Source organism: uncultured Marivita sp., from assembly GCF_947488135.1.
GTDB lineage: Bacteria > Pseudomonadota > Alphaproteobacteria > Rhodobacterales > Rhodobacteraceae > Marivita.
The window spans coordinates 1-25,603 of the sequence record NZ_CANKYW010000005.1; the positions used below are offsets into that span (position 1 = coordinate 1).

The following is a 25,603-nucleotide window of genomic DNA, read 5'->3' on the forward strand; positions in this document are numbered from 1 at the left end:
CGGGCGAGGCGATTCGAACGCCCGACCCTAACCTTGGCAAGGTTATGCTCTACCCCTGAGCTACGCCCGCGCTGCCAATCTGGTACGGGCGGATTTAGTGCGTGTCGGGACAGGGTGCAAGAGGAAAATTCGGGCCAATGCGCCCGGCCATGTGCGCCTGCAACGGCTTTATCTGCTTTCGCCCCGCCCCCGGACTCGCTAGGCATCCCAATCCTTGAACAGCCGGGGCCTATCATGGCGCAGAATGCCACCATCTACAAAGTCGACCTCACCGTGTCGGACATGGATCGTCACTATTACGAAACCCATAAACTGACCGTCGCCAAACACCCGTCCGAAACCGACGAACGCTTGATGGTGCGCCTTTTGGCCTTTGCGCTCAACGCGCATGAGCATCTGGAGATGACCAAAGGCCTGTCCACCGATGATGAGCCGGACATCTGGCAAAAAAGCCTGAGCGGAGAGCTGGACGTCTGGATCGCCCTCGGCCTGCCGTCCGAGAAAGTGCTGCGCCAGTCCAGTGCCAAGGCGGGCAAGGTCATCGTCTACGCCTATGGCGGCCGCCCGGCCGAGATTTGGTGGGACAAGGTCAAGGGCAGCACTACCCGGTTCGACAACCTGTCGGTGATCGGCCTGCCCGAAGCTGAGACCACCGCGCTGGCAGGCTTGGCCCGCCGCGCGATGCAGATGCAGGTCAACATCCAGGACGGCGATGTGATGGTGAGCGTGGACGAGGGGATGGTCTACGTGACGCCGGAAGTTTGGAAGGGGTAGGGCGTCACAGACAGCGCCGTCCGCGTCCTCGGATCCTCTGAGACGCTCCATAGCGTCCGGTCAGGATGTTTTTCCCGTGCCCTGTGACCCCGTTCACAGCCAAAAGCGCGCGCTTGCGGCAAGATGGTGATGTGGCACGATGACGAGCCCGCAAATCGCCATTCTATCCGGAGGAGTCTCATCATGACGTATTTCGCATCTGCTCTGACCGGGGTTGCGCTTTTGTGCGCTGCAAGTGCGACTGCCAACACGACCGGAGATATGCCAAACCAGTATTTCGACGGCATGGCGGCAAAGCTCATCATGGTTGGTTTTCGGGATATCCACATGGTGGATGAAAAGACAAATACGCTTTCGGCTTATGATCAGGATGGCGGCGAAGTTCTGATCGTGGTCCATCCCACAAACCGTCAGATTTTGCGCCAGAGTTTCGTTCACGGCGGCGACGAATAGGAATTTCAAGCAGTTATTGACCAAAAATCAATTTAGGCGATGCGGGTCAAACCGCATCGCCACCTTCATTTCAAATTGTTCTCGCTTCGGTTCGCCTCGGTCCTCGCTTTGCTGCTGCGGCGCGGGATTGCGCTCATGTTAAGCTGCGACCCACCACAGTGGGTGCCCCAATCTGTCAGCCTGCGCTGTGACGAAAGCCGTCACGATCCGTGATCCTTCTGCATCTTGTCCTGAGCCATGCTGCCCCCGTCAGCAGCCTCGGTCAAAACGCTTTGGATCAGTGCCATGTCGCGATACGGTGGTCCTTCGGGATGCGTCGAGACGGGGAGGATCACATGACCGCGCTTCGGGACGAACGGGAGACCGCGCTGCGCAAGTGTTACCTCTTTGCGGGCCTCGCCCCGGAAAGCCTTGCACCCCTCGCGCAGGCCAGTTCGATTCAGGTCATTGAACCGCACACCGATATTTTCGCGGCGGGAGATCCCGTCGACGGGCTGCGCGTCGTGATCTCGGGGCAGGTGCGCCTTTGGATCGCAGACCGGGACGGTCGGGAACTGACGCTGCACTTTGCGGAACCCGGGGACTCCTTCGGAGAAATTGCGCTTCTCGACAATCTGCCCCGCACAGCGGCCGCCACGGCTTCCGAGACGACGCGCTGCCTGCTGCTGCCGGTGAACGCCGTCGAGACCGCCCTCGCGGCCGACCCGGTTCTCTCGCGGCACCTTATCCTGTCGCTATGCGAAATCCTGCGACGCAATGTCGACACGATCAGCGGATTCGCGTTCTCCGCGCTCGATGCGCGGCTCGCCCGCCAGCTCTACGATCTGGCCCTTGATCATGCCGAGATCACCGGACACTCCGCACAGTTCACCCGCCGCTTCTCCCAGACCGACATCGCCAACCTGATCGGCGTCACGCGCGAGGCCGTCAACAAGAAGCTCCGCGCGCTGGAACATGATGGGCTTGTCCTGCGCGCGGGCGGTCTGCTGACCCTCCCCAACCTCCCCGCACTCGCCGCCCGCGCGGAGATCGAAAGCACTATGGATCCGAGAACCTGACCAAATGCCAAGCGCGCAACATCCGTGCGCGCGATGCAGATGCAGGTCAACGTTCAGGACGGGGCGGTCAGTGTGGATTAGGGGGTGGTCTATGTGGCGGCGGTGGGGTGAAGGGGGTGGGCGGATTGCGGACCTTCGCTGCGCGACGCACCAAGGTCCGGTGTGCGGACAGTTAACCTTCGCTTCAGTTGCGCCAACGACCTCTCTTGAGAGATTGCATAAGTGACGCAAGGTGCATCGCATGTTACGTTTCGGGGAGATTGAAACTGAGAGGTCCGGTTCGATGGTTGTTTACCGAGACTCTTTTCCTCCCGAAAGCGCTGATTTATTTCTGGCCTATACCGGCATGGAAACCGACTTGATATTCAATAAGGGCGTCGAACTGCAGGGCTTTGCCTCCTACCCACTTATGGAAACCGCTGAAGGTCGGGAGCTTCTCAAAGGTTATCTGAAGGATTTGATCGCACTCGGGAGTGAAACGGATACCGGAGTTATTCTTGAAAGTCCGACATGGGTTGCAAACCGAGACCGAGGGGCGGTAATCGGGTATTCTCCAAATGAACTGAAAAGGCTCAACCAAGACGCCATCGCCATGATGGCAGCGTTGCGGGCCGAGAGCGATCATGCACCGACGGTTATCAGTGCGAATATTGGTCCGCGCGAAGATGCCTATGCCCCGGAAGCACAAATGAGCCCGGAGGAGGCAGAGCACTATCACACAGAACAGCTTTCGGTTCTGGCAGAAACAGATGTGGATGTTATCAGCGGATATACTCTGGCGTACCCATCCGAAGCGATTGGAATTGTACGCGCCGCCCGCCGGTTCGGGCTTCCGGTTGTCATCGCCTTCACAGTCGAAACCGATGGACGGCTGCCTACTGGTGCGTCCTTGCAGGAGGCAATTTCACAGGTCGATGACGCGACTGACAGCTATGTCGCCTACTTCATGATCAACTGTGCGCATCCAGAGCACTTTTCCTCGGTTCTTGAAAATGCGCCATGGATGCAGCGCATCAAAGGTATCATTGCCAACGCCTCACGCTGTAGCCATGCCGAACTTGACGAAGCTGAGGAGCTTGACGATGGCAATCCAACCGAGCTGGGAAGGCAATTGTCCGATATTAGGCGAAGGTTTCCCCACATTCAGGTCTTGGGAGGTTGCTGCGGAACCGACATGCGCCACATGAAAGAGATCGCGACTGCCGCTCGCGGAAACTAAACCACCATTCGCTTGAAGCGCAGCATTTGCTAACGAAGCCTCGGAGATGGTATTCGCTGCGATTGGCATGAAAGACAGTTGAGGGCCGATTTCGGCCAATAGCAGGACAGGCCCAAAGGCCTACACTTCTCCTTAACCTTCACTCCAACTCCACCAACAGATCCTTCGCGTCGATCTGCCCCCCCGGCGACACGTGCACGGCCTTCACCACCGCATCCCGCTCGGCGTGTAGGCCGGTTTCCATCTTCATCGCCTCGATGGTCAGGAGCAAGTCGCCCTCCTTGATCTTCTGGCCGACCTTGACCGCGACCGAGGCGACGACCCCCGGCATGGGCGCTCCGATATGGTTCGGGTTGCCGACCTCGGCCTTGGGCCGGGCGGCGGTCACGGCCTTGGCCTTGCGGTCGGGCACGCGGATCGTGCGCGGCTGGCCGTTCAGTTCGAAGAACACCCGTACCTCGCCATCGTCCTGGGTGTCGCCCACGGCGATCAAGCGGATTTCGAGCGTCTTGCCGGGGTCGATCTCGGCGCTGATTTCCTCGCCCTGTTCCATGCCATAGAAGAAGGTCCGCGTCGGCAGCACCCGCACCGGGCCGTACACCCGGTGGCGGCCCATGTAGTCGAGGAAAACCTTTGGATACATCAGGTATCCGTTCAGATCCTCGTCATCCACCGCCTTGCCTTCCATCTCCGAGATCACCTTGGCGCGGGTCTCTTCGATGTCCACCGGGGCGGCGTGCGCTCCGGGGCGGTCGGTGAAGGGTTTTTCGCCCTTGAGGATCTTCTTCTGGATCGCCTTGGGCCATCCGCCCGGAGGCTGGCCCAGAGAGCCGCGCATCATGTCCACGACGGAGTCGGGGAAAGATACGTCGATATCCGGGTTCTCCACATCCGCGCGGGTGAGGCCCTGGCTCACCATCATCAGCGCCATGTCGCCCACCACCTTCGAGGATGGCGTCACCTTCACGATATCGCCGAACATCTGGTTTACGTCCGCATAGGTCTGCGCGACCTCGTGCCAGCGCTCCTCGAGCCCCATGGAGCGCGCCTGCGCCTTGAGGTTGGTGAATTGCCCGCCGGGCATCTCGTGCAGGTACACCTCGGAGGCGGGGGCCTGCTGGCCGCTTTCGAACGCGGCGTATTGCCCGCGCACCGCTTCCCAGTAGTTGGAGATCTCGCGGATGGCGGAGATATCCAGCCCGGTTTCCCGTTCCGTGTGGCGCAGCGCCTCGACCACCGATCCCAACGTCGGCTGCGACGTGTTGCCCGAGAGCGCGTCCATCGCCGCATCCACCGCATCGACGCCCGCCGCCGCGGCGGCCATGATCGTGGCGATCCCGGCCCCCGAGGTGTCATGCGTGTGGAAATGGACGGGCAGGCCGACCTCTTCCTTCAATGCTTTGATGAGCGGCCCGGCAGCGGCGGGTTTCATCAGCCCGGCCATGTCCTTGAGACCGAGGATGTGCGAGCCCGCGTCCCGCAATTCCTTGCCCATCGCGACATAGTATTTGAGATCGTACTTCGATCGCGCCGGATCGTTCAGGTCGCCGGTATAGCAGATCGTGCCTTCGAGAATCTTGTCGGTCTCCAGCACCGCATCCATCGCGACGCGCATGTTCTCGACCCAGTTGAGGCTGTCGAAAACGCGGAACACGTCCACGCCGGTCTCAGCCGCCTGTTTGACGAAGAACTGCACCACGTTGTCGGGATAGTTGGTGTAACCGACCCCATTCGCCCCACGCAGCAGCATCTGCGTCATGATGTTCGGCATCCGTGCGCGCAGATCGCGCAGGCGTTGCCACGGGCATTCCTGCAAGAACCGATAGGCCACGTCGAAAGTGGCCCCACCCCAGCATTCGACGCTGAACAGCTGCGGCAGGTTGGCGGCATAGGCCGGGGCCACGGTGATCATGTCGATCGACCGCATCCGCGTCGCCAGCAAGGATTGGTGCCCGTCGCGCATCGTGGTGTCGGTGATCAGCACTTCCTTTTGCGCCGCCATCCAGTCGGCCACGGCCTGCGGGCCTTTTTCGTCCAGCAGTGTCTTGGTCCCGGCGGGCGGCGTCTCGACCCGGGCTTTCGGAGCCTTGGCTGGCTTTAGATCGGGATGCGGCATCGCGCGACCCTGCACCTCGGGGTGCCCGTTTACGGTGATGTCCGCGATATAGGTCAGCACCTTCGTGCCCCGGTCGCGCCGCTTGGCGAAATGGAACAGCTCGGGCGTCTCGTCGATGAACTTGGTGGTGTATTGGTTGTTCAAAAAGGTCGGGTGCTTGAGCAGGTTTTCCACAAACGCGATGTTGGTCGACACACCGCGCACCCGGAATTCGCGCAGTGCTCGGTCCATGCGAGCGATGGCCTTTTCCGGCGTCGGTGCCCAAGCCGTCACCTTTGTCAGCAGTGAATCGTAGTAACGCGTGATCACGCCGCCCGCATAGGCCGTGCCACCATCCAGACGAATGCCCATGCCCGTGGCCGAGCGATACGCGGTGATGCGGCCGTAATCGGGGATGAAATTGTTTTGCGGGTCTTCGGTTGTGACGCGGGTTTGCAGCGCGTGGCCGTTCAGGCGGATGTCGTATTGCGACGCCTTGCCGGTGGCCTCGGCCAATGACTTGCCCTCGGCAATCATGATCTGCGCCTGGACGATATCGATACCGGTCACTTCTTCGGTGACGGTATGTTCGACCTGAACGCGGGGGTTCACCTCGATGAAGTAGAACTTGCCGTCATCCATATCCATCAGGAATTCGACCGTGCCCGCGCATTCGTATTTCACATGCGCACAGATCTTGCGGCCCAACTCGCAGAGCTCTTCGCGCTGCGCCTCGGAGAGATACGGGGCAGGGGCGCGCTCCACGACCTTCTGGTTTCGGCGTTGGACCGAGCAATCGCGCTCGTAGAGGTGATAAATGTTGCCCTGCTTGTCGCCGAGGATCTGCACCTCGACATGGCGGGCGCGGATGATCATCTTTTCGAGATACCCCTCGCCGTTGCCGAACGCGGCCTCGGCCTCGCGACGGCCTTCCAGCACTTTCTCCTTGAGCTCTTTCGGGTCGTTGATCGGACGCATACCGCGCCCGCCGCCGCCCCAGGATGCCTTGAGCATCAGCGGATAGCCGATCTCTTCGGCCTCCTTGGCGATGGCTTTAAAATCGTCGCCCAGAACTTCGGTCGCCGGGATCACCGGCACGCCGGCTTCGATGGCGACCCGCCGCGCGCTGGCCTTGTCACCAAGCGCGCGCATGGTTTCGGCGCGCGGGCCGATGAAGGTGATGCCGTTGGCAACGCAGGCGTCCACCAGATCGGGGTTTTCCGACAATAGGCCATAGCCCGGATGGATCGCGTCCGCGCCCGACTGCTTGGCGACGCGGATGACCTCTTCGATGCTCAGGTAAGCGGCCACCGGGCCAAGCCCTTCGCCGATCCGGTACGCCTCGTCCGCCTTGAAGCGGTGGAGGCCCAGCTTGTCCTCTTCGGCATAGACGGCCACCGTCGCTTTGCCCATTTCGTTGGCGGCCCGCATGATGCGGATGGCGATCTCACCCCGGTTGGCGACGAGAATTTTCTTGAAATCTGGCATGGCAGCAGTCCTGACGTGAAAGGGTTGCGCGAGGCTTAGTAAGAATTCGTTACAATCTCAACTGGTCTGGACGGCAAAGCGTCAGGGGATGGCACCGTCGACCCACGCCTTTCCGCGCAGATCGGTCGGCCTCGTGACCCCCAACTGCCCCAAATTTGCGACCATGTCCTTTTGCAGGATCTCTACCAGATGCGCGGGCCCATCCGTGTCCAGAGCGCCCAAGGCGTAATGCCACGCCCGGCCCAGCATCACGAAATCCGCGCCCATCGCGATGGCGCGCAGGATATCGAGACCGCCCTCGATCCCGCTGTCGAAAATGATCGGCAATTTTGTCTCTGCCCGGAATTTGGGCAGAACCTCGATCGGCGCGGGCGAGGCATCGAATTGCCGTCCCGCATGGTTCGAGAGCCAGATCGCATCGACCCCGGCTTTCTCGAGACCGGGCGCATCGTCGGGATTCAACACGCCCTTGACGAAAAACGCCCCGTCCCACGCGTCACGCAGCCATTTCACATAGTCCCAATCGGGTGAGGTGCGCAGCAGATACCCTGCGTGCTGGGTCGAGCTCAGGCCCGTCACCTTGCCCGCGTAATCGTCGATCAGCCGCATCCGGGGCATGCCCATCTGCGCCGTTGCCATCGCCCAGGTCGGGCACATCGCGACTTGCGCCAGAAGGCGTGGCGTGAGTTTCGGCGGCGTGGTCAGCCCGGATCGCACCTGCCGCTCGCGCCGTGATGGAACGGGCACATCGACCGTCAGGATCAATGTCGAAAACCCCGCATCCGTCGCGCGTTTGAGCATATCGGTGCGGATGCCCTCATCGCGCGGCGGGTACATCTGGAACCAGCCATTCCCGTTCAGTCGCGGCGCGACCTCTTCGGGGGTGCGGGTCGCGACGGTCGAGATGCTGTAGGGAATCCCCGCCTTCGTCGCCGCCCGGGCCAGCTTGCGCTCCGCATCCGGCCAGATCAGCCCCGACATGCCCACCGGGCTGATGCCGAAGGGCAGGGGGTAATCGGTGCCGCAGAGCGTCGTGCTCAGATCGACGGGCAGTTCGCCATGCAGGATCGACGGCATGAACAAGACCCGATCCAGCGCCGCGCGGTTGCGGTGCAGCGTCGCCTCTTTGCCCGTGGCCGAGTCGAGATATTCCCAGACGAACTTGGGAATACGCCGCCGGGCGCGGGCCTTGAGGTCTGAAATGGCGGGGTATTTTGCGTGATGGTCCATGATCTGCATTTGTGGCCAGTTGTCGGGAATTGTCCAGAAGCGGATTTTTCGAAAAATCCGACGATTTCCTGCGCAGGAAATCCGCCCGTGACCACGTGAACATTATCGGAACATCTTTATCTCTGGTGTCTCCGGCGCTATCTTGGCGCGCATGAGCAGTTTTGATGAAATGGAGGCGTTCGAGAACGCGTCCCTCTCCGCCCGCGCAATGGCAGCGCGCCCGCAGCCCTATCTGGACGATCTCAACCCGGCGCAACGCAAGGCGGTCGAGACGTTGGATGGCCCTGTCCTCATGTTGGCGGGGGCCGGAACCGGCAAGACCAAGGCGCTGACCACCCGGATCGTGCACCTGCTGAACACGGGCCGCGCGCGTCCGAACGAGATTCTCGCCGTGACCTTCACGAACAAGGCCGCGCGCGAGATGAAGGAACGGGTGGGACGGCTTCTGGGCCAGACGGTCGAAGGCATGCCGTGGCTCGGCACCTTTCACTCGATCTGCGTGAAACTCCTGCGCCGCCATGCAGAACTGGTGGGGCTGAAGTCGAACTTCACCATTCTAGACACCGACGATCAGTTGCGGCTCCTCAAGCAACTCGTGTCTGCGGCGGGGATCGACGACAAGCGCTGGCCCGCGCGGCAACTCGCCGGGATCATCGACAACTGGAAGAACCGCGCGATCACCCCCGACAAGGTGCCCGCCGCCGACGGTGGCGCGTTCAACCATCAGGGTCCGAAGCTCTATGCGCTCTACCAAGCGCGGCTCAAGGAGTTGAACGCGGTGGATTTCGGCGACCTGCTTTTGCACGTGGTTACGATCTTTCAGGCGCATCCGGATGTGCTCGACCAGTATCAGCGCTGGTTCAAATATATCCTGGTGGACGAGTATCAGGACACAAACGTCGCGCAGTATCTCTGGCTGCGGCTGCTGGCCTCGGGCCACAAGAACATCTGCTGCGTCGGCGACGATGATCAGTCGATCTATGGCTGGCGCGGGGCCGAGGTGGGCAACATCCTGCGGTTTGAAAAGGATTTCGAGGGCGCGCATGTGGTGCGGCTCGAGCAGAATTACCGCTCCACCCCGCATATCCTTGCCGCTGCCTCGGGGGTGATTTCCGGCAATCAGGGCCGTCTAGGCAAGACGCTCTGGACCGACGCGCAGGAGGGCGAAAAGGTCCGCCTGATCGGTCATTGGGACGGTGAGGAAGAGGCCCGCTGGATCGGAGAAGAGGTCGAGGCGATGCAGTCCGGCACGCGCGGGATGCGGGCGTTTTCGCTGGATGACATGGCGATCCTCGTGCGGGCGTCGCACCAGATGCGCGCCTTCGAGGACCGCTTCCTGACCATCGGTCTGCCCTACCGCGTGATTGGCGGCCCGCGCTTTTACGAGCGGATGGAGATTCGCGACGCCATGGCCTATTTCCGCCTGGTCGTGTCGCCCGACGACGATCTGGCGTTCGAGCGCGTCGTGAATACCCCGAAACGCGGACTTGGCGACAAGGCGCAGCAGACAATCCAGACGGTCGCCCGCGCCAATGGTGTGTCTTTGGTCGAGGGGGCGCGGCTTGCCGTCGAACAGGGGCTGATCAAGGGCAAGGGCGGCACCGAGCTGGGCCAGTTCGTGCGCGATCTCGACCGCTGGGGCCACATGGCCGACGACACGGACCACGCCGAGCTCGCGGGCATCGTGCTGGATGAGTCCGGCTACACGACGATGTGGCAGAACGACAAAACGCCCGAGGCGCCGGGGCGGCTCGAAAACCTCAAGGAACTGGTCAAGGCGCTGGAGGAATTCGAGAACCTGCAGGGGTTCCTCGAGCATGTCAGCCTGATCATGGACAACGACAAGGGCGGCGATGGCGAGAAAGTGTCGATCATGACCCTGCACGCCGCCAAGGGGCTTGAGTTTCCAGCCGTGTTCCTGCCGGGGTGGGAAGACGGCCTCTTCCCGTCGCAGCGCAGCATGGACGAATCCGGTCTCAAGGGTCTCGAAGAGGAACGCCGTCTTGCCTATGTCGGCATCACCCGCGCCGAGGAAGTCTGCACGATCTCATTCGCCGCCAACCGCCGCGTGTTCGGCCAGTGGCAATCGTCGATGCCCTCGCGCTTTATCGACGAACTTCCCGAAGAGCATGTCGAGGTTCTGACCCCGCCGGGCTTGTACGGCGGCGGTTACGGAGCGGCGGCGATGGCGTCACCGGCGGCGCAGATGATGGCGGGCTCTGACCTGCACGAAAAGGCGGCCGAGGCGAATGTCTACAATTCCCCCGGCTGGCGGCGGCTTCAGGCCCGCTCTCAGCAACGCCCCGTCAGCCAACCTTCCGAGGCGCGCAACACGGTGATCGACGCCACGGCGATCAGTTCCTACGCGCTGGGCGAACGCGTGTTTCACCAGAAATTCGGCTACGGCGCGGTGATGGGGATCGAGGGAGACAAGCTCGAGATCGAATTCGACAAGGCCGGGACAAAGAAGGTTGTCGCGCGATTCATCTGTGCGGCAGACGACGTGCCGTTCTAGGCGGGCGGACGCGTCGACGCGTCCGGGATTTTCAGTCGACTGAAAATCCGGGGGCTCTGCCCCCGGCCTGCGGCCTCCCCCGAGGTGTTTTGGGCCCAAAGAAGCAGGGACGCGGATATTGACCGATCCGTGCCAAGAGCTTAAAGCGGTTCCGTGGCGATTTGTTACCGGATTGCGGGCCACGTTAAACATGCCGCTAAAAGGTCAGCCGAAAGCCCCTTTCGCTTGGCCGGAACGGGGCTTTTTTGATGGGCCGAGGCCCACGCAGGTGAAGACATGAAAGACAAGAAACCACGCACGAAACTGGTCCACGGCGGCACCAAACGCAGCCAGTGGGGCGAGGTCAGCGAAGCCATTTTCCTGACGCAGGGCTTCGTCTATGACAGCGCGGAACAGGCCGAACAACGCTTCATCAAGTCCGGCCCGGACGAATACATCTATGCCCGATACGGAAATCCGACCGTGGCCATGTTCGAAGAGCGGATCGCGATGCTCGAAGGGACCGAGGATGCCTTCGCCACGGCCAGTGGCATGGCAGCGGTCAACGGCGCGCTGATGTCCATGCTCAAGGCGGGCGATCACCTTGTGTCGGCGCGCGCGCTCTTCGGGTCGTGTCTTTACATCGTCGAGGACATTCTGCCCCGTTTCGGTGTTGAGGTGACGCTGGTGGACGGCGCCGATCTGGACCAATGGCGGGCCGCTGTGCGCCCTGACACCAAGGCGGTATTCTTCGAATCCATGTCGAACCCCACGCTGGAACTGGTTGATATCGCAGGCGTTTCCGAGATTGCCCACGCGCGAGGTGCGCTCGTGGTGGTGGACAACGTCTTTTCCACGCCTGTGTTCTCGGACGCTCTGGGCCAAGGTGCGGATGTCATCATCTATTCCTCGACCAAGCATATCGACGGGCAGGGCCGCACGCTGGGCGGTGTAATCCTTGGGACGCGGGATCACATCCGCAAGGTGGTCGAACCCTTCATGAAACATACCGGCGGCTCCATGTCGCCCTTCACCGCCTGGGTGCAGCTCAAGGGGCTGGAAACGCTGGACCTTCGCGTGCGCGCGCAGGCGCAATCGGCGCAGGCCATTGCCGAGGCGCTGGATGGCCATGAGAAGCTGAACAATGTGATCTATCCCGGCCTCCCGTCACACCGACAGTCCGCCTTGGCCGAGCGGCAGCTGGGGTCGGGCGGGACTATGCTCGCGCTGGAGCTTCGGGGCGGGAAGGACGCGGCCTTCGCCTTTCTGAACGCGCTCGATGTGATCGTGATCTCGAACAATCTCGGGGATGCGAAAAGCATCGTCACCCACCCCGCCACCACCACCCATCAGCGGCTCAGTGCCGAACAGCGCGAAACGCTCGGGATAACCGACGGTTTGGTGCGGCTTTCCGTCGGAATCGAGGACACGGGCGACCTGATCGAGGATATTCTGGCCGCGCTCGATGCCGTTTGATCCGGGGGTTTCCCCTTAAAATTGATCTGTCTTCCGCGTTAGGACGTATGCAAGGTTAGTGGAAATGATTGGGCAGATGCTTATCTTGAGGGCATGTCCAACAGGCGAGGGGGCCTGAGTATGAATATCCATACACCTGAGATCGACCGTAAACCAAGCCGTCAGGAGGCCGAGGCGGCACTGGCGCTGCTGCGTCAATGGGCGGGCAAATCGCATGACGCCGAAATCGACCTTGTCGATCCGGTGCTGCGCCGGTTGGTCGATGACGGCTCCGACACCTATCCGGTTTTGTCGCGCGACTATCCGCAGGGGTTTTCGGTCGATGAGGCGTACAAGGCGTCGATGCCTGATCTCCAGAACGGCCCCTCCGCGCTCATTCGCGGGGCCAATCGGGGCATTCAGCACGTGGGCATTTCGAACTTCCGCCTGCCGATCAGCTATCACACCCGCGACAACGGCGATCTGACACTGGAAACCAGCGTCACCGGCACGGTCAGCCTCGATGCCGACAAAAAGGGCATCAACATGAGCCGCATCATGCGGTCCTTCTATGTTCATGCCGACAAGACCTTCAGCTTTGGCGTGATCAAGGCGGCGCTGGACGATTACAAATCGGATCTCGACTCCTTCGACGCCCGCATCAACATGCGCCTGTCCTTCCCGATGAAGGTCGAAAGCCTGCGGTCCGGCCTGTCGGGCTACCAGTATTACGATATCGCGCTGGAATTGGTGGACATGGGCGGCGTGCGCCGGTCGATCATGCATCTGGACTATGTCTACAGCTCGACCTGCCCCTGTTCGCTGGAACTGTCGGAACATGCCCGCCGCGAGCGCGGGCAACTGGCCACGCCGCATTCGCAGCGGTCGGTCGCGCGGATCTCGGTCGAATTGAAAGAGGGCAAATGCCTGTGGTTCGAAGACCTGATCGACATGTGCCGCCGCGCCGTGCCGACCGAAACACAGGTCATGGTCAAGCGCGAGGACGAACAGGCGTTCGCCGAACTGAACGCCGCCAACCCGATCTTCGTCGAGGACGCGGCGCGGCTCTTTGCCGAGCAGTTGCAGGCGGATCCGCGCATCGGCGATTACCGGGTGCTGGCCAGCCATCAGGAAAGCTTGCACAGCCATGACGCGGTGTCAGTCCTGACAGAAGGCGATCTTTTTGCAGCCGACAGCCTTGATCCCAAGCTGTTTTCGACGCTGTTCCACGTCGGTTGACGCGCGGTTCGCAAGTTATTCAAAAGACGGCGGCTTCGGCCGCCGTATTCATGTTTGGGCGGACCACGCCCGATCCGCGCTTTGATCAAAACCGTGGCACCGTGTCCGATCGCTGGGCAATCGCGGCGCATCTTGCGCGCCATTTGTCGTCGTAATCCCACATTCGGCAGGGATCCGCAGACAGACACGCTTTCTTTACCGACGCGCAAACAGTGTGACCTACATTTGTCTGCGGGAGGAAACCGTAACGATCAACGAGGTTTCCAATGTCGTTTGAACCACTGAACCTGAGCTTCGTGCGCCCCGGACTGCGATCCCGGATCGACCTCTACTTTGCGCAGAAGGGGCAGGGCTTCAATCCCTCCGCCTTTGTCCGCCCCCGGCTGCCAAGCATCCTCAGGCTCGAGGCCATGAGCGATGCCGAACTGGCGGAATTGGGATTAACCCGCGACGATATTCTGCCCTTTGTCTTCGAAGATTGTTTTGACGAAGACCTGCACTTTGATGCGTGACCGCCATCCGCCTTGCTAAGGGCGGGTGCGCTGGGTAAGCCACGGCATCGACGTTTCGCAAAGGCCAGCCGTGCGCCCTCCGATCCAGACAGTTTCGACCGGATGCGTCGTCGCGATTGTGGGCTTTTTCAGCTCTTTTCCCATCGTGTTGAAGGGTCTCGACGCCGTCGGGGCCACGCCCGGTCAGGCAGCATCCGGGCTGATGTTCGCGGCACTGGCGATGGGTGTCACAGGCATGGTCCTCGCGCTTTGGACGCGCCAGCCCATCAGCGTGGCCTGGTCGACCCCGGGCGTGGCGCTTCTCGCGATCACGCCCCTTGCGGGGGCCGGGTTTTCCGAAGCGGTGTTCGGGTTCATCGTGGCAGGGCTGCTGACGCTCTTTGCCGGGCTATGGCGGCCGCTGGCACATCTGGTCACGAACATCCCGCCCGCGCTGGCGCAGGCTATGTTGGCGGGCGTGCTGGTATCGCTCTGTATCGTGCCGTTTCAGGCCTTGGCCGAAACGCCTTGGACGGCGGGGCCGATCGTGGCCACGTGGTTCGCGGCGGGCCTCGTCAACCGGCTCATCGCTGTCCCGGCCGCAGTGATTGCGGCGCTTCTGGTGGTCGGGGTGGCGACCGGGTTCGAGATCCCCTTGCCGGATGGCGCGTTCACCGCGCCCGTTCTGATGCGCCCGGAGCCGAGCCTCGCGGCCATCGTCAATATCGGACTGCCGCTTTTCCTCGTGACGATGGCCACCCAGAACGTGCCGGGGATCGCGGTTCTGCGCAGCTACGGCTACACACCCGCGCCGCGACCCTTGCTGGCGGCGGTCGGGGGTGCGAGCGTTCTGACCGCGCCATTCGGGGCGCCCGCGACCTGTCTTGCGGCGATCACGGCGGCGATGTGCGCCAACCCCGACTCCCACCCTGACCCTGCGAAACGGTACTGGTCGGCGGTGGTTGCGGGCGCTGTCTATTGCCTGTTCGGCCTCTTCGCCGCAATGATCACCGCCGTCGCTTCTGCCGCGCCGCCACTGGTCCTGGGCACGCTGGCGGGGGTTGCCCTGATCGGCGTCTTCATGAACTCGGCCAACGCGGCGCTGTCCGATGACGCCAACCGCGAGGCGGCGGCCATCACCTTTCTGACCACGGCCTCGGGCATGGCCCTCCTCGGGCTGAGCGCGGCGGTATGGGGGTTGGTGCTGGGCGGAGCGGTGTATGCGATCAAGTCGCGGATGCGCCGGTCGTGACCCGCTCTGCGCGCGCGATACTTGACACCCCGGCGGTCCGGGGCCAACGGTAGCGCCATGTTCGACATTCGCCCCGTAGCTTACGTGATCGGCCTTCTGGTCGCTGTCCTCGGGGCGACAATGCTGTTGCCGATGCTGGTCGATCTGGCCGAGGGCCGGGGTGAATGGCACGTCTTCCTGCAAAGCTCTGTTCTGACGATGTTTTCCGGCAGCCTGATCGCGCTCGCTTCGGCCAACGGAGTGCAGGAGCGGTTGTCGATCCAGCAGACCTTCCTTTTGACCACCGGCGTCTGGGTGGCGCTGCCGATCTTCGGCGCGATCCCCTTTGTTCTCGGCGACACCGACGCCCGCTTTGTGGATGCGTTTTTCGAAGCCATGTCGGGGCTGACGACCACCGGTTCAACGGTGCTGACAGGGCTTGACGATCTGCCCAAGGGTATCCTGCTGTGGCGCGGGTTGCTGCAATGGCTGGGCGGGATCGGCATCATCGTCGTGGCGATGGTGTTCCTGCCCGAACTGCGGGTCGGCGGCATGCAAATCTTTCGCACCGAAGCCTTTGACACGATGGGCAAAATCCTGCCGCGCGCCACCGAGATCTCGGCCTCGATCTCGACCATCTACATCGCGATCACGATCGCCTGTGCGACCTGCTACTACGTGGTCGGAATGAACTTTTTCGACGCCACCGTGCACGCGTTGACGACGGTTTCGACCGGTGGGTTTTCCAATTACGATGCCTCTTTCAGCACGTTCCAGGGCCCCGCCGAATACGTGGCCGCGGTGTTCATGATCGCCGCGGCATTGCCCTTTGTCCGCTTCGTGCAGATGACCAAGGGCAGCTATCAGGTGCTTTGGAAAGACAGCCAGATCCGCGCCTTCGTGGCGACCATCGCGGTGTTGGTTTTGGTTGCGGCTTTCACGCTGACCCAGATCTTTCCGCATCACCCCGAACAGGCGTTCCGCGAGGCGCTGTTCAACATCGTGTCGATCATGACCGGCACGGGATATGCCAGTGTCGATTATATGGGCTGGGGGCCGTTCCTGATCTCGATCTTCTTCTTCGTCGGCCTCATCGGCGGCTGCGCGGGATCGACCTCCTGCTCGATCAAGATCTTCCGCTACCAGCTTCTTTTTGCGTCGATCAAGGTGCAGCTCCGCAAGATCCGCTCGCCCCATGGCGTGTTCCTGCCGCGTTATGCCGGGCAGCCGGTGGGCGATGATGTCCTGAACTCGGTGATTTCGTTCTTCGTGTTCTTCGTGATTTCCTTGGGGGTGCTTTCCGTGGCCCTCGGCATGACCGGGCTCGATCTGATCACCTCGGTCTCGGGCGCGGTCTCGGCGCTGGGCAATATCGGCCCCGGGCTTGGACCCGAGATCGGACCGGCGGGCAATTTCGCCGGGCTGAACGACACCGCCAAGTGGATGCTGTCCATCGGGATGCTTCTGGGCCGTCTCGAACTGCTCGCGGTCTACGCCATTTTCACCGTCAGTTTCTGGAGAGCCTGATGTCGCAACAACCGCTCGGCGCGCAAATCTCGCAAATGCTCAAGGATCGGGGTGTCGATACGATCTTCGGCATCCCAGGCGTGCACAATGTGGAGCTGTATCGCGGCATCGAACAGGCCGGGATCACCCATGTTCTGGCGCGCCACGAGCAGGGGGCGGGCTTCATGGCCGACGGCTATGCGCGCGCAACGGGCAAGCCAGGCGTGGCCTATGTCATCACCGGGCCGGGTCTGACGAACATCCTGACACCGCTGGGCCAGGCCTATTCGGACAGCGTGCCGGTGCTGGCGATCTCGTCCGGCCTTGACGAAACCGCAGCACGGCGCGGGCAGCTGCACCAGATGCGCGACCAGCGTGCGGCAGCCGAAACGGTCTGCGCCTGGTCGGAAGAGGCCCGCAGCGCGGACGCCGCCTATGCCTTGGTCGACCGGGCCTTCGATCAGTTCGCCAGCGCCCGACCGCGGCCCTGTCACATTCAGGTGCCCATCGCCACCTTGGGCGCACTGGCCGACGCCGCACCCCCGCCGCCAGACACGCGCCCCGCGCCACCGGCGGCGTCTCACGCGGATGTCTACACCGTGGTGGAGGCCGTTCTCGCGGCGAAGAAACCCCTTTTCGTCTTCGGCGGCGGGGCCGTCGCCGGGGCGGCCTCTGTTCCCGATCTCCTGCGCCAGACCGGGGCGGCAAGCGTTGTGACCTATGCCGCACGTGGCGTCGTGCCCTCCGATCAGCCGCTCTACCTGGGCAGTTTCCTCGCCCGCGCCGACAGCGCCGAGGTTGTGGCGCAGGCCGACCTCGTGATCGCCGTCGGCACCACCTTGTCCGAAGTCGATCTATGGCGCCCAACGCTGGGCCATAACGCGCCGATGATCCGCGTCGATATCGACCCCGAGGTGTTCGGGGGTATGGGACCACGCGACACCGCGATCCTTGCCGATGCGACCGCGTTCCTGCGCGCCATGACCATCGCCATCCCGGCCCGAACGCAGGACCAGCCCCCGAAATGGGACGCTGCCACCATCGCCCGCAAACGCGCCGCCTGGCGAGCCGAGGTCGCCACCGAACGCCCCGGCATCGTCCCGGTCTGCGAGGCGCTGCAACAGTTGCTGCCGGATGACACGATGATCTATTCCGACATGACGCAATTTGCCTATGGCGCGAAAGAGATCTGGGACATGCCGCGCCCCGGCCATTGGCACCATCCCTACGGTTTTGGCACGCTGGGCTATGCGCTGCCCGCCGCCATCGGCGGGGCCGTGGCGCGCAGGGGCAAGCCGACCCTCGCCATCGCGGGCGATTACGGGCTGCAATACACGATCCAGGAGCTTGGGACGGCGGTGGAGCTGGGGCTTCGGCTACCCATTCTTGTCTGGGACAATGGCAAGCTGGGCGAGATCGAGGACAGCATGGTGCGCAGCCAGATCGCCCCGAACGCCGTGATGGCGCGAAACCCGGATTTCCTCGCTCTGGCGCGGGCCTATGGGGCAGGGGCGGTAGCACCCACCAGCCTGTCAGAGCTGCAAGACGCGGTTGGTGCTGCCTTGTCCGCCAATGCGCCGACACTGATCCGCGTCACACCTGCCATCGCAGGCTGACCCGTTCCTTCGAAGGAACGGGCAAAACTCTCCGAAGAGTTTTGGCGCACCCGTTCAAACGCCCGCGCGCCGCGCGGTCCATTTCGGATGTGTTAACCGCAAATCGCCAAAACCCCTCGCACGATGCGCATCGAGCGGACAGGGTCACTCCCACACCGCGACACCATGACGACGTTCTTCATGCCCCGGCGACGGGGACGACCATGACAGACCGGTCACTCAGACCCCGTGGCGGGGGTACAGGTCCGGGGCAATAGCCCCGCAGCAGATGGAACGGTCACGGCCCAACGGGGCGGCGCCGCTTCTCTCACTTGCAGAGGGATCACTGACATCCCAAATGATCGAACGCTCCCGGCGGGTTTCGACCCGGCCGGGCGTCCGGCGTGGGTCGGGCAGGCCGTTTCGTCCTGTCCGACCCTTTTCGTCAGCCCAGTTCCGCCAGACGGTTCATCGCGTCCTGCAATTTCGCCGCTTCGTCCTCGCGTGCGGCAAGATTGGCGCGGGTTTCCTCGACCACCTCTTCGGGGGCGCTTTCGACGAATTTCGGATTGTTCAACCGCCCCTTCATGCCGCCGATTTCCTTGGCGAGCTTTTGCAGGGACTTGTCGAGCCGTGCCTTTTCCTCGTCCACGTCGATGATATCCGCCAATGGCAGGCCAAAGGTCGCGCCATCCATCGGCACCGTTGCGCAGCCCTTGGGGAAGGCGTCCACAACCGTCAGATCGTCGATCCGGGCCAAGCGCTTGATCAGCACTTCGTTGCGCTCCCACGCGGCCTTGGCGGTGTCGTTCATGTCCTTGACCACCAGAGGCAGGTAGAGACCCACCGGCACATGCATCTGCTGCCGGGCCGAGCGGATGCCCTCGATCAGCCCGATCACCCAGTTCATCTCGCGGTCGGCCTCGGCGTCGATCAGATCGGTGCCGTAGGTGGGCCAATCCGCATGGATCAGCATCTTCGACCGGTCGCCGGTCACGGCCCACAGTTCTTCGGTGATGAAGGGCATGATCGGATGCAGCAGGATCAGGCATTGGTCGATGACCCAGGCCATCACCGCCTTGGTTTCGGCCGTTTGCGGGCCCTCATCCAGCAGAAGCGGCTTGGAGAATTCCACGTACCAATCGCAGACCTTGCCCCAAACAAATCGATAGAGCGCTGCCGCCGCGTCGTCGAAGCGGTAGGCGTCCAATGCCGCATCCACTTCGCCGCGCACGCGGGCGGTTTCGCCGATGATCCACTGGTTCACCGTGGCAGTGGCCTTGGGAATGTCGGCGCTCGGGGTCCGGTTCTCGAACACTCCGTTCATCTCGGCAAAGCGGACGGCGTTCCAGAGCTTCGTTCCGAAGTTCCGGTAGCCCGCGATCCGTTGCATGTCGAGCTTGAGCACCCCACCAAGCGAGGCCATCGCCGCATTGGTGAACCGCAGCGCATCGGCGCCGTATTCGTCGATGATCTCCAGCGGATCGACCACGTTGCCCAGTGATTTGGACATCTTCTTGCCCTTGGCGTCGCGGACGAGGCCATGCAGGTAGACATCCTTGAACGGGATCTGATCGACCACGGCCAGTTGCATCATCATCATCCGCGCGACCCAGAAGAAAAGGATGTCCTGTCCGGTCACGAGAACCGAGGTCGGGAAGTATCTTTCCAGTTCCGGCGTCTGCTCGGGCCAGCCCAGAGTGCCGATGGGCCATAGCCCGGAGGAGAACCAGGTGTCCAGCACGTCGGGATCGCGCCAGACCGGGAAGACCAGCCGCGTCGGGTCCTGATTGTTGGCCTCGTAGTCCGCAAGGCTCGCCGCGAGCATATGCGCGGCTTCGTCCCGGTTTTCGACCTCAACGACCCGCGCATGGTTGAGCGGTGTCGGCAAACCGCCCAGCACGTCGCCGAACTGTGCCTGCACGTCCTCGAAACTCGCGGCCGCATGGTGACGCTCGTTGCCTTTCAGCAGGCTTTGCGCATCGAGCAGCCGGCCCATTTCCACCAGGTCGAGCGCGCCGTCGCCTTCATCGTCACGGAAACCTTCGCGCGCCAGGTCGAAGCCGTACCAGACCGGAATTTGATGCCCCCACCAGAGCTGACGCGAAATGCACCAAGGTTCGATATTCTCGAGCCAGTGATAATAGGTCCGCTCGCCCGACTCGGGCACGATCCTGACCTCACCTGAACGCACGGCCTCCAGTGCGGGGCCGACGATCTTGTCGGCATCCACGAACCACTGGTCGGTGAGCATCGGCTCGATGACAACTTTGGAGCGGTCACCGAAGGGCTGCATGATCGGTTTGGCCTCGACCAGCGGCACCAGCGTGTCCTCGCGCGCCTCGCCACCTTCTTCGGGCGCAAGCGGCGCTTTTGGGGACCCGAGGCGCGGATCGGTGACGGGCACCATCACCGCGAGACCTTCGGCGGTGATTTCCTCCACCACCCGCTTGCGTGCCTCGAACCGGTCGAGCCCGCGCAGGTGATCCGGCACGAGGTTCAGCGTATCGGTTTCCGCCTCGGTCAGCGTGCGTTCGCCGCGCGCCACGGCACCGGCCACCTCTGCCGCCTCGGCATAGGGAGCACCATCGTCGCGCATATGCGCTTTGGTGTCCATCAGGCGGTAGCAGGGGATGTTGCCGCGTTTGGCGACGCCGTAATCGTTGAAGTCATGCGCGCCGGTGATCTTCACCGCGCCCGAGCCGAAATCGGGGTCGGGGTAGTCGTCGGTGATGATCGGGATCAGGCGGCGGTGCTCTTTCGGACCAACAGGAATTTCGCAGAGTTTTCCGACGATTGGTGCGTAACGCTCATCCGTTGGGTGAACCGCAACCGCGCCGTCGCCAAGCATGGTTTCGGGGCGCGTTGTGGCGATGGAGATATAGTCGCGCTCTTCCTCAAGCACGACGTTCCCGTCCTCGTCCTTTTCGACATAGGTATAGGTCGCGCCGCCCGCGAGCGGGTATTTGAAGTGCCACATATGACCGGGCACTTCGGTGTTCTCGACCTCGAGATCGGAAATTGCGGTCTCGAAATGCGGGTCCCAGTTGACCAGCCGCTTGCCGCGATAGATCAGGCCCTTGTTGTACATATCGACGAAGACCTTGATCACCGCATCATGGAAATTCGGCGCACCTGACCCTTTGTCGGGATCGCCCGCAGCCCCGCCCATCGTGAACGCCTCGCGCGACCAGTCGGCGGAGGCGCCAAGGCGCTTGAGCTGCCCGATGATGGTGCCGCGGGATTTGACCTTCTGCTGCCACACCCGGTCGAGAAACGCCTCGCGCCCCATCTCGCGGCGCGACGGCTCGCCATTGGCGGCCATTTCGCGTTCGGTCACCATTTGCGTGGCGATGCCCGCGTGGTCGGTGCCCGGCTGCCAGAGCGTGTCGAAGCCGCGCATCCGGTGCCAGCGCACAAGAATGTCCTGCAAGGTGTTGTTGAACGCGTGACCCATATGCAGCGAGCCGGTGACGTTGGGCGGCGGGATCATCACGCAGAACGTCTCGTCGCGCGAGGCATTTGCTCCGGCCTTGAAGGCCCCGCTGTCTTCCCACGCTTCATAAAGCCGCGCCTCGGCCGCTTGGGCGTCGAATGTCTTTTCCATCGCCATGGGGTCAATTCCCGCTTTTGTGCCGCCCGAACGGGCCGCAGGTGTTCCGTTGCGCCTCATCTAGCGAATGGGCGGGAAAAGGAAAACCCAAGCGGGCTGCGAAACTGTTGGAGACCCCCGAAAAAGAAAAAACGGTGATGCCAAGGGAGGAGAGGCATCACCGTTTCCAGTTCACGACATCCAGGGAGGAGGAGAGGATGCCGATCTCTTGTGAGTCCGAAGACCCGAAATTTGTGACGGTGACACGAGGGAGGAGGAGACGTGCCACCGTCGATCTCGGAACACCCAGGGAGGAGGAGAGGGTGCCCGATCCGTGTTGGCGAGGGGCCCGTGCGGGGCCATGCTCACCGAATATCGTTCAGCTTTCGTAAGCTGCTTGATACGCAACGCGCTTGATCTCGGAATGGTTCAAACCCAGATCACACAATTCGCGATGCGACAGTGCGCTCAGTTCGCGCAGCGTGTTGCGGTAGATCTTGCGGCGCGCTGCTTTGGCGCGGTATTCTGTGATAAGCGCATTGACCCGATCCAGGATACCGGAGCCGACGGCGCCAAGTGTGTTTGTTTCGTATGCCATGTTTCTGCTCTTTTCGAATTTGCGTGTTTCCGTTCGCTTGAGACAAAGATAGGGAAATGCTGCGCCTGCACAATGGTAAAATCCTTCAATGCTGCCATGCAGCAATTGCATAGGCCAAATGGTTCAAATTTGTGCGTTTTGCTCTAGGGCCGCTATTTTTCGGGCAAGGCGTTGAAGCCCGCCTGCTGGACTGCCATCTCAGTTACGGAACGGTGAAAGGTTGAGCATGTCCGTAACATCTGAGCAGATTCGCGCAGCTTTGGACCGCGTGGCGATTCCGGACGGAAAAACCCTCATTTCAGCCGATCTTGTCCGGGCCATCCAGATCGACGGCGGCACGGTGCGGTTCGTCATCGAGGCACCAACCCCCGAAGTCGCCCGTCTGATGGAGCCGGTGCGCAAGGCGGCTGAGGCCGTAGTGCGCGATTTGCCCGGTGTGTCCGATGTGTCCGTCGCCTTGACCGCGCATGGTCCAGCGGCGACACCGCCCAAGGGGTTGAAGATCGGCGGGCATCCGAAACCGCAGGCCGGATCGCTCAAACCGTCCGGCGTGGCGCGCATCGTGGCCATCGGGTCGGGCAAGGGCGGTGTCGGCAAATCGACGGTGTCCTCGAACCTCGCCGTGGCGCTGGCGCGGGCCGGGCGCAAGGTCGGACTTCTGGACGCCGATATCTACGGCCCGAGCCAGCCGCGCATGATGGGCGTGTCGCAAAAACCCGAAAGCCCGGACGGCCAGACGATCATCCCGCTTCAGGCGCATGGCGTGACGGTCATGTCCATCGGTCTGATGCTGCCCGAAGACAAGGCCGTTGTCTGGCGCGGACCGATGCTGATGGGCGCGTTGCAGCAGATGTTGTCGCAGGTGGCCTGGGGCGATCTGGACGTGTTGCTGGTCGATTTGCCGCCGGGGACCGGCGATGTCGCAATGACGCTCTGCAAGAAGGCGCAACCTTCGGGGGCCATCGTGGTCTCCACGCCGCAGGACGTGGCGCTGCTCGATGCGCGCAAGGCGCTGGATATGTTCGACACGCTCAAGACGCCCGTGCTGGGCCTGATCGAGAACATGGCCGTCTTCACCTGCCCGCATTGCGGTGGCGAGAGCCATATTTTCGGTGCCGGCGGCGTGGTTGACGAAGCGGAGGCGCGCGGCGTCCCGATCCTCGCGCAACTGCCGCTCGATCTGGACACGCGTCTGGCCGGGGATGGCGGTGCGCCGGTGGCTGCGGGGGATGGGCCGATGGCCAAGGCCTATGCGGCGCTGGCGGATCGGTTGATCGAGGGCGGCATGGCCTGAAGCCGGGCGTCGATGCGTTGACGCATCGCACCGCTCGGTCGACCGAGCGTCAGCGCGCCACGGTCAGGCGTTGGCTGAAGCGGTAGGTGCTGTTCGTAAGACCTTCCGGTGCGCGTGGAAACCGCGCGCGGTTCACCGCCGCGAGGGCCGATTGGTCGAGGCGGCTGTTGCCCGAGGACGCCGCCACAGACACCCCCGCGACTTGCCCTGCGGGCGTGATGGAAATCACCAATTGCACACTGCCCCGAACCCCACGAGGTGGCCGATGCGCGCGCCGCAGGGCCGAAGTGATCCGCGCGCCCCATTGCTGTTCCAATTGCGCCAGTTGTGCCTTCGAAGGGCCTGTCGCCACAGGCGCGGCGCGGGCCGGGGCTGCCGCCGTCGCAGGCTTGCCACCCGTTCCCTCGGCTCTTTGCGCGGGTTTCGGCGCGGCTTGTTCCTGTCGCGCGGGGGGCGGCGCTGCGCGGTCAATCGGACGCGGCTCGGGGCGCAAGGACGCGATCGGGGCGATCGGGCTGGCTTCGGGCGTGGTGTCCACTTGGGGCGGCGCGCTTGCGTCCGGCGAGACCGCGTAGAGCGATGGCGCAACAGGGCGCTGCGCGTTTTGCTCCACCGACACCGGAGGCGCTGTCACGGCAGGCAAATCCGGTGCGCTCAGGCTCCCCGGCGCCGTCTGCGCCAACGGTTCGGGCGGCGCGGGAAGCCGGGTTTCGGCACGCGGTCGCGTCGGGGTCGGGGCTGGATCGGGCAAAGCGGCGACGCGCGGTGCGTCGGCGACCGCTTGTTCGGGGCCGGGGCGGTCCGGAATGTGCGCCGCGGACGGCTGCGCGAGGACCGGCGCATCGCTGATCTCTGGCGCACGGTCCCAGTCCTGCACCAGTGCCGCGAGCGTCGGGCTGGCGGCGTGCAATGTGACCTCCGACGCGCCTGAATGTCCGCCGCTGCTGCCTCCCGGAAGTACAGGGGCCACGGCCAGGGTGGCAGCGTGAAGCGCACCCGAGAGGGCTATGAACGCGGTGAGTTCGAGAAGCCGCATCACCCGCCCTCCGTCACAAGCTCGATCCGCGTCGCGCCGAGCGTCGAGAGTTGCGCCAGAACCCGCGCGAGGGTCGCGGCGGGCAGGCTGGCATCGGCGTGGAGGCGCAACGGGCCGTCGCTCTTTGCCGCCTGCATCACGGCCGCGTCGCCGCGTGCGGCCTCGAACGCGATCTCTCCGTCGGCGCTGATATAAAGCGCGGCCTGACCGCTGTCTTCATCACCTGTGGCGCGGGGTAGGGCGACGTCGAGCGGCACGGGTGGGGCGATCTGCGCGGTCATGAGGAAGAAGATCAGCAGCAGGAACACCACGTTGATCATCGGCACCACGGGCTCGCGTGGGGCACGCCGGGGCGGCAGGGCAACGAGCGGACACCGTCTCATTCCAGCACCACGAGGTTTGACCAGCCCGCCGCGCGCAGGGGGATCATGGCATCCAGCAGATGCTGGACCGAGGCGTTCTCGCGCGCGCGCAGGAGGATGATGTCGTCGTCCTTGCCCATCAGCGGGCTCAGCGCCGCGACCGGATCGGTCACGTCGATGCCGTTCACGCGAACCCCATCCGGCAGAACGGTGACAAGGCGCGGCGGGCCATCATATGTCTGAGCCGTGCCGCCGGAAAGGGTCACAGGAATCGCGTCGGTGACGCCGAACCGGGCGGCCAGCATGAAGAACACCAGAAGCAGGAATACAACGTCGATCATCGGGGTCAGCCCGATGCGCCGTCTGCGTGTCTGATGCGTGAGCCCCAGCATG

General features: G+C 63.0%; 20 protein-coding genes and 1 riboswitch. Of the genes, 12 read left to right on the forward strand and 8 right to left on the reverse strand.

From position 1 onward, the window contains the following. Nucleotides 1–234: 234 nt before the first annotated feature. Entirely contained in the window at nucleotides 235–774 is a 540-nt protein-coding gene (locus Q1B16_RS14185; RefSeq protein WP_299789927.1) for a YaeQ family protein, read from the forward strand. A gap of 183 nt (nucleotides 775–957) precedes the next feature. Next, nucleotides 958–1,227 carry a hypothetical protein gene (locus Q1B16_RS14190; RefSeq protein ID WP_299789930.1) on the forward strand — a complete coding sequence of 90 codons (270 nt, stop codon included), beginning with the start codon at nucleotides 958–960 and terminating at the stop codon, nucleotides 1,225–1,227. A gap of 200 nt (nucleotides 1,228–1,427) precedes the next feature. Here the strand turns inward: Q1B16_RS14190 and Q1B16_RS14195 are convergent, their stop codons facing one another. Beyond that, nucleotides 1,428–1,562 carry a hypothetical protein gene (locus Q1B16_RS14195; protein ID WP_299789933.1) on the reverse strand — a complete coding sequence of 45 codons (135 nt, stop codon included), beginning with the start codon at nucleotides 1,560–1,562 and terminating at the stop codon, nucleotides 1,428–1,430. Here Q1B16_RS14195 and Q1B16_RS14200 point away from each other — a divergent pair, their 5' ends adjacent. After that, the gene (locus Q1B16_RS14200) at nucleotides 1,563–2,285 is read left to right on the forward strand and encodes a Crp/Fnr family transcriptional regulator (RefSeq protein WP_299789936.1); all 723 of its coding nucleotides are present in this window, start codon (nucleotides 1,563–1,565) and stop codon (nucleotides 2,283–2,285) included. 241 nt (nucleotides 2,286–2,526) lie between these two features. Further along, nucleotides 2,527–3,504, forward strand: a complete 978-nt coding sequence (locus tag Q1B16_RS14205) for a homocysteine S-methyltransferase family protein (protein ID WP_299789939.1) — start codon at nucleotides 2,527–2,529, stop codon at nucleotides 3,502–3,504. 139 nt (nucleotides 3,505–3,643) lie between these two features. Here Q1B16_RS14205 and Q1B16_RS14210 read toward each other — a convergent pair whose 3' ends face one another. After that, the gene (locus Q1B16_RS14210; protein ID WP_299789942.1) at nucleotides 3,644–7,087 is read right to left on the reverse strand and encodes a pyruvate carboxylase; all 3,444 of its coding nucleotides are present in this window, start codon (nucleotides 7,085–7,087) and stop codon (nucleotides 3,644–3,646) included. 81 nt (nucleotides 7,088–7,168) lie between these two features. After that, the gene (locus Q1B16_RS14215; protein WP_299789945.1) at nucleotides 7,169–8,317 is read right to left on the reverse strand and encodes an alpha-hydroxy acid oxidase; all 1,149 of its coding nucleotides are present in this window, start codon (nucleotides 8,315–8,317) and stop codon (nucleotides 7,169–7,171) included. A gap of 151 nt (nucleotides 8,318–8,468) precedes the next feature. On the opposite strand from Q1B16_RS14215, the gene Q1B16_RS14220 reads away from it, so the two are divergent. The 7 genes from Q1B16_RS14220 (at nucleotide 8,469) to Q1B16_RS14250 (ending at nucleotide 18,349) form a co-directional block, all read left to right on the forward strand. Next, a complete protein-coding gene (locus tag Q1B16_RS14220; RefSeq protein WP_299789948.1) occupies nucleotides 8,469–10,832 on the forward strand; it encodes a UvrD-helicase domain-containing protein in 2,364 nt (787 codons plus the stop codon). A 143-nt stretch (nucleotides 10,833–10,975) separates the two neighbouring features. Then, nucleotides 10,976–11,052: riboswitch (SAM riboswitch) on the forward strand. Nucleotides 11,053–11,108: 56 nt separating this feature from the next. Beyond that, nucleotides 11,109–12,287, forward strand: a complete 1,179-nt coding sequence (gene metZ, locus Q1B16_RS14225; RefSeq protein ID WP_299789951.1) for an O-succinylhomoserine sulfhydrylase — start codon at nucleotides 11,109–11,111, stop codon at nucleotides 12,285–12,287. 120 nt (nucleotides 12,288–12,407) lie between these two features. Beyond that, a complete protein-coding gene (gene folE2 / locus Q1B16_RS14230; protein WP_299789954.1) occupies nucleotides 12,408–13,505 on the forward strand; it encodes a GTP cyclohydrolase FolE2 in 1,098 nt (365 codons plus the stop codon). Nucleotides 13,506–13,771: 266 nt separating this feature from the next. Further along, complete coding sequence (locus tag Q1B16_RS14235) at nucleotides 13,772–14,017, forward strand: hypothetical protein (protein WP_299789956.1); 246 nt, start codon at nucleotides 13,772–13,774, stop codon at nucleotides 14,015–14,017. Between the two features lie 70 nt (nucleotides 14,018–14,087). Next, nucleotides 14,088–15,248 carry a benzoate/H(+) symporter BenE family transporter gene (locus tag Q1B16_RS14240; RefSeq protein ID WP_299789959.1) on the forward strand — a complete coding sequence of 387 codons (1,161 nt, stop codon included), beginning with the start codon at nucleotides 14,088–14,090 and terminating at the stop codon, nucleotides 15,246–15,248. A gap of 57 nt (nucleotides 15,249–15,305) precedes the next feature. Next, nucleotides 15,306–16,754 (forward strand): TrkH family potassium uptake protein, encoded by a 1,449-nt coding sequence (locus tag Q1B16_RS14245; protein WP_299789962.1) that lies wholly within the window; start codon nucleotides 15,306–15,308, stop codon nucleotides 16,752–16,754. Beyond that, on the forward strand, nucleotides 16,754–18,349 hold the full coding sequence (locus Q1B16_RS14250; RefSeq protein ID WP_299789965.1) for a 5-guanidino-2-oxopentanoate decarboxylase: 1,596 nt from the start codon (nucleotides 16,754–16,756) through the stop codon (nucleotides 18,347–18,349). The genes Q1B16_RS14245 and Q1B16_RS14250 overlap by 1 nt, the downstream gene beginning before the upstream one ends. Before the next feature lie 424 nt (nucleotides 18,350–18,773). Here the strand turns inward: Q1B16_RS14250 and Q1B16_RS14255 are convergent, their stop codons facing one another. Continuing rightward, a complete protein-coding gene (locus Q1B16_RS14255) occupies nucleotides 18,774–21,941 on the reverse strand; it encodes a valine--tRNA ligase (protein ID WP_299789968.1) in 3,168 nt (1,055 codons plus the stop codon). A 358-nt stretch (nucleotides 21,942–22,299) separates the two neighbouring features. Next, nucleotides 22,300–22,518, reverse strand: coding sequence for a DUF1127 domain-containing protein (locus Q1B16_RS14260; RefSeq protein ID WP_299789971.1), 219 nt, complete (start codon nucleotides 22,516–22,518; stop codon nucleotides 22,300–22,302). A 226-nt stretch (nucleotides 22,519–22,744) separates the two neighbouring features. On the opposite strand from Q1B16_RS14260, the gene Q1B16_RS14265 reads away from it, so the two are divergent. Then, nucleotides 22,745–23,812: an Mrp/NBP35 family ATP-binding protein gene (locus Q1B16_RS14265; protein ID WP_299789974.1), complete on the forward strand. Its 1,068-nt coding sequence runs from the start codon at nucleotides 22,745–22,747 to the stop codon at nucleotides 23,810–23,812. Between the two features lie 49 nt (nucleotides 23,813–23,861). Here the strand turns inward: Q1B16_RS14265 and Q1B16_RS14270 are convergent, their stop codons facing one another. The 3 genes from Q1B16_RS14270 to Q1B16_RS14280 are packed head-to-tail and all read right to left on the reverse strand — an operon-like array spanning nucleotide 23,862 to nucleotide 25,602. Continuing rightward, nucleotides 23,862–24,848: a TonB family protein gene (locus Q1B16_RS14270; protein WP_299789977.1), complete on the reverse strand. Its 987-nt coding sequence runs from the start codon at nucleotides 24,846–24,848 to the stop codon at nucleotides 23,862–23,864. Then, complete coding sequence (locus Q1B16_RS14275) at nucleotides 24,848–25,231, reverse strand: biopolymer transporter ExbD (RefSeq protein ID WP_299789980.1); 384 nt, start codon at nucleotides 25,229–25,231, stop codon at nucleotides 24,848–24,850. The genes Q1B16_RS14270 and Q1B16_RS14275 overlap by 1 nt, the downstream gene beginning before the upstream one ends. Further along, nucleotides 25,228–25,602, reverse strand: coding sequence for a biopolymer transporter ExbD (locus Q1B16_RS14280; protein WP_299789983.1), 375 nt, complete (start codon nucleotides 25,600–25,602; stop codon nucleotides 25,228–25,230). The genes Q1B16_RS14275 and Q1B16_RS14280 overlap by 4 nt, the downstream gene beginning before the upstream one ends. Nucleotide 25,603: the final 1 nt, after the last annotated feature.

Excerpts from the sequence above, each read along its gene's own strand:
- Q1B16_RS14185 (WP_299789927.1), top strand. The coding sequence starts at position 235 with ATGGCGCAGAATGCCACCATCTACAAAGTCGACCTCACCGTGTCGGAC.
- Q1B16_RS14190 (WP_299789930.1), top strand. The coding sequence starts at position 958 with ATGACGTATTTCGCATCTGCTCTGACCGGGGTTGCGCTTTTGTGCGCT.
- Q1B16_RS14200 (WP_299789936.1), top strand. The coding sequence starts at position 1,563 with ATGACCGCGCTTCGGGACGAACGGGAGACCGCGCTGCGCAAGTGTTAC.
- Q1B16_RS14205 (WP_299789939.1), top strand. The coding sequence starts at position 2,527 with ATGTTACGTTTCGGGGAGATTGAAACTGAGAGGTCCGGTTCGATGGTT.
- Q1B16_RS14210 (WP_299789942.1), bottom strand. The coding sequence starts at position 7,087 with ATGCCAGATTTCAAGAAAATTCTCGTCGCCAACCGGGGTGAGATCGCC.
- Q1B16_RS14215 (WP_299789945.1), bottom strand. The coding sequence starts at position 8,317 with ATGGACCATCACGCAAAATACCCCGCCATTTCAGACCTCAAGGCCCGC.
- Q1B16_RS14220 (WP_299789948.1), top strand. The coding sequence starts at position 8,469 with ATGAGCAGTTTTGATGAAATGGAGGCGTTCGAGAACGCGTCCCTCTCC.
- metZ (WP_299789951.1), top strand. The coding sequence starts at position 11,109 with ATGAAAGACAAGAAACCACGCACGAAACTGGTCCACGGCGGCACCAAA.
- folE2 (WP_299789954.1), top strand. The coding sequence starts at position 12,408 with ATGAATATCCATACACCTGAGATCGACCGTAAACCAAGCCGTCAGGAG.
- Q1B16_RS14235 (WP_299789956.1), top strand. The coding sequence starts at position 13,772 with ATGTCGTTTGAACCACTGAACCTGAGCTTCGTGCGCCCCGGACTGCGA.
- Q1B16_RS14245 (WP_299789962.1), top strand. The coding sequence starts at position 15,306 with ATGTTCGACATTCGCCCCGTAGCTTACGTGATCGGCCTTCTGGTCGCT.
- Q1B16_RS14250 (WP_299789965.1), top strand. The coding sequence starts at position 16,754 with ATGTCGCAACAACCGCTCGGCGCGCAAATCTCGCAAATGCTCAAGGAT.
- Q1B16_RS14255 (WP_299789968.1), bottom strand. The coding sequence starts at position 21,941 with ATGGCGATGGAAAAGACATTCGACGCCCAAGCGGCCGAGGCGCGGCTT.
- Q1B16_RS14260 (WP_299789971.1), bottom strand. The coding sequence starts at position 22,518 with ATGGCATACGAAACAAACACACTTGGCGCCGTCGGCTCCGGTATCCTG.
- Q1B16_RS14265 (WP_299789974.1), top strand. The coding sequence starts at position 22,745 with ATGTCCGTAACATCTGAGCAGATTCGCGCAGCTTTGGACCGCGTGGCG.
- Q1B16_RS14270 (WP_299789977.1), bottom strand. The coding sequence starts at position 24,848 with ATGCGGCTTCTCGAACTCACCGCGTTCATAGCCCTCTCGGGTGCGCTT.
- Q1B16_RS14275 (WP_299789980.1), bottom strand. The coding sequence starts at position 25,231 with ATGAGACGGTGTCCGCTCGTTGCCCTGCCGCCCCGGCGTGCCCCACGC.
- Q1B16_RS14280 (WP_299789983.1), bottom strand. The coding sequence starts at position 25,602 with ATGCTGGGGCTCACGCATCAGACACGCAGACGGCGCATCGGGCTGACC.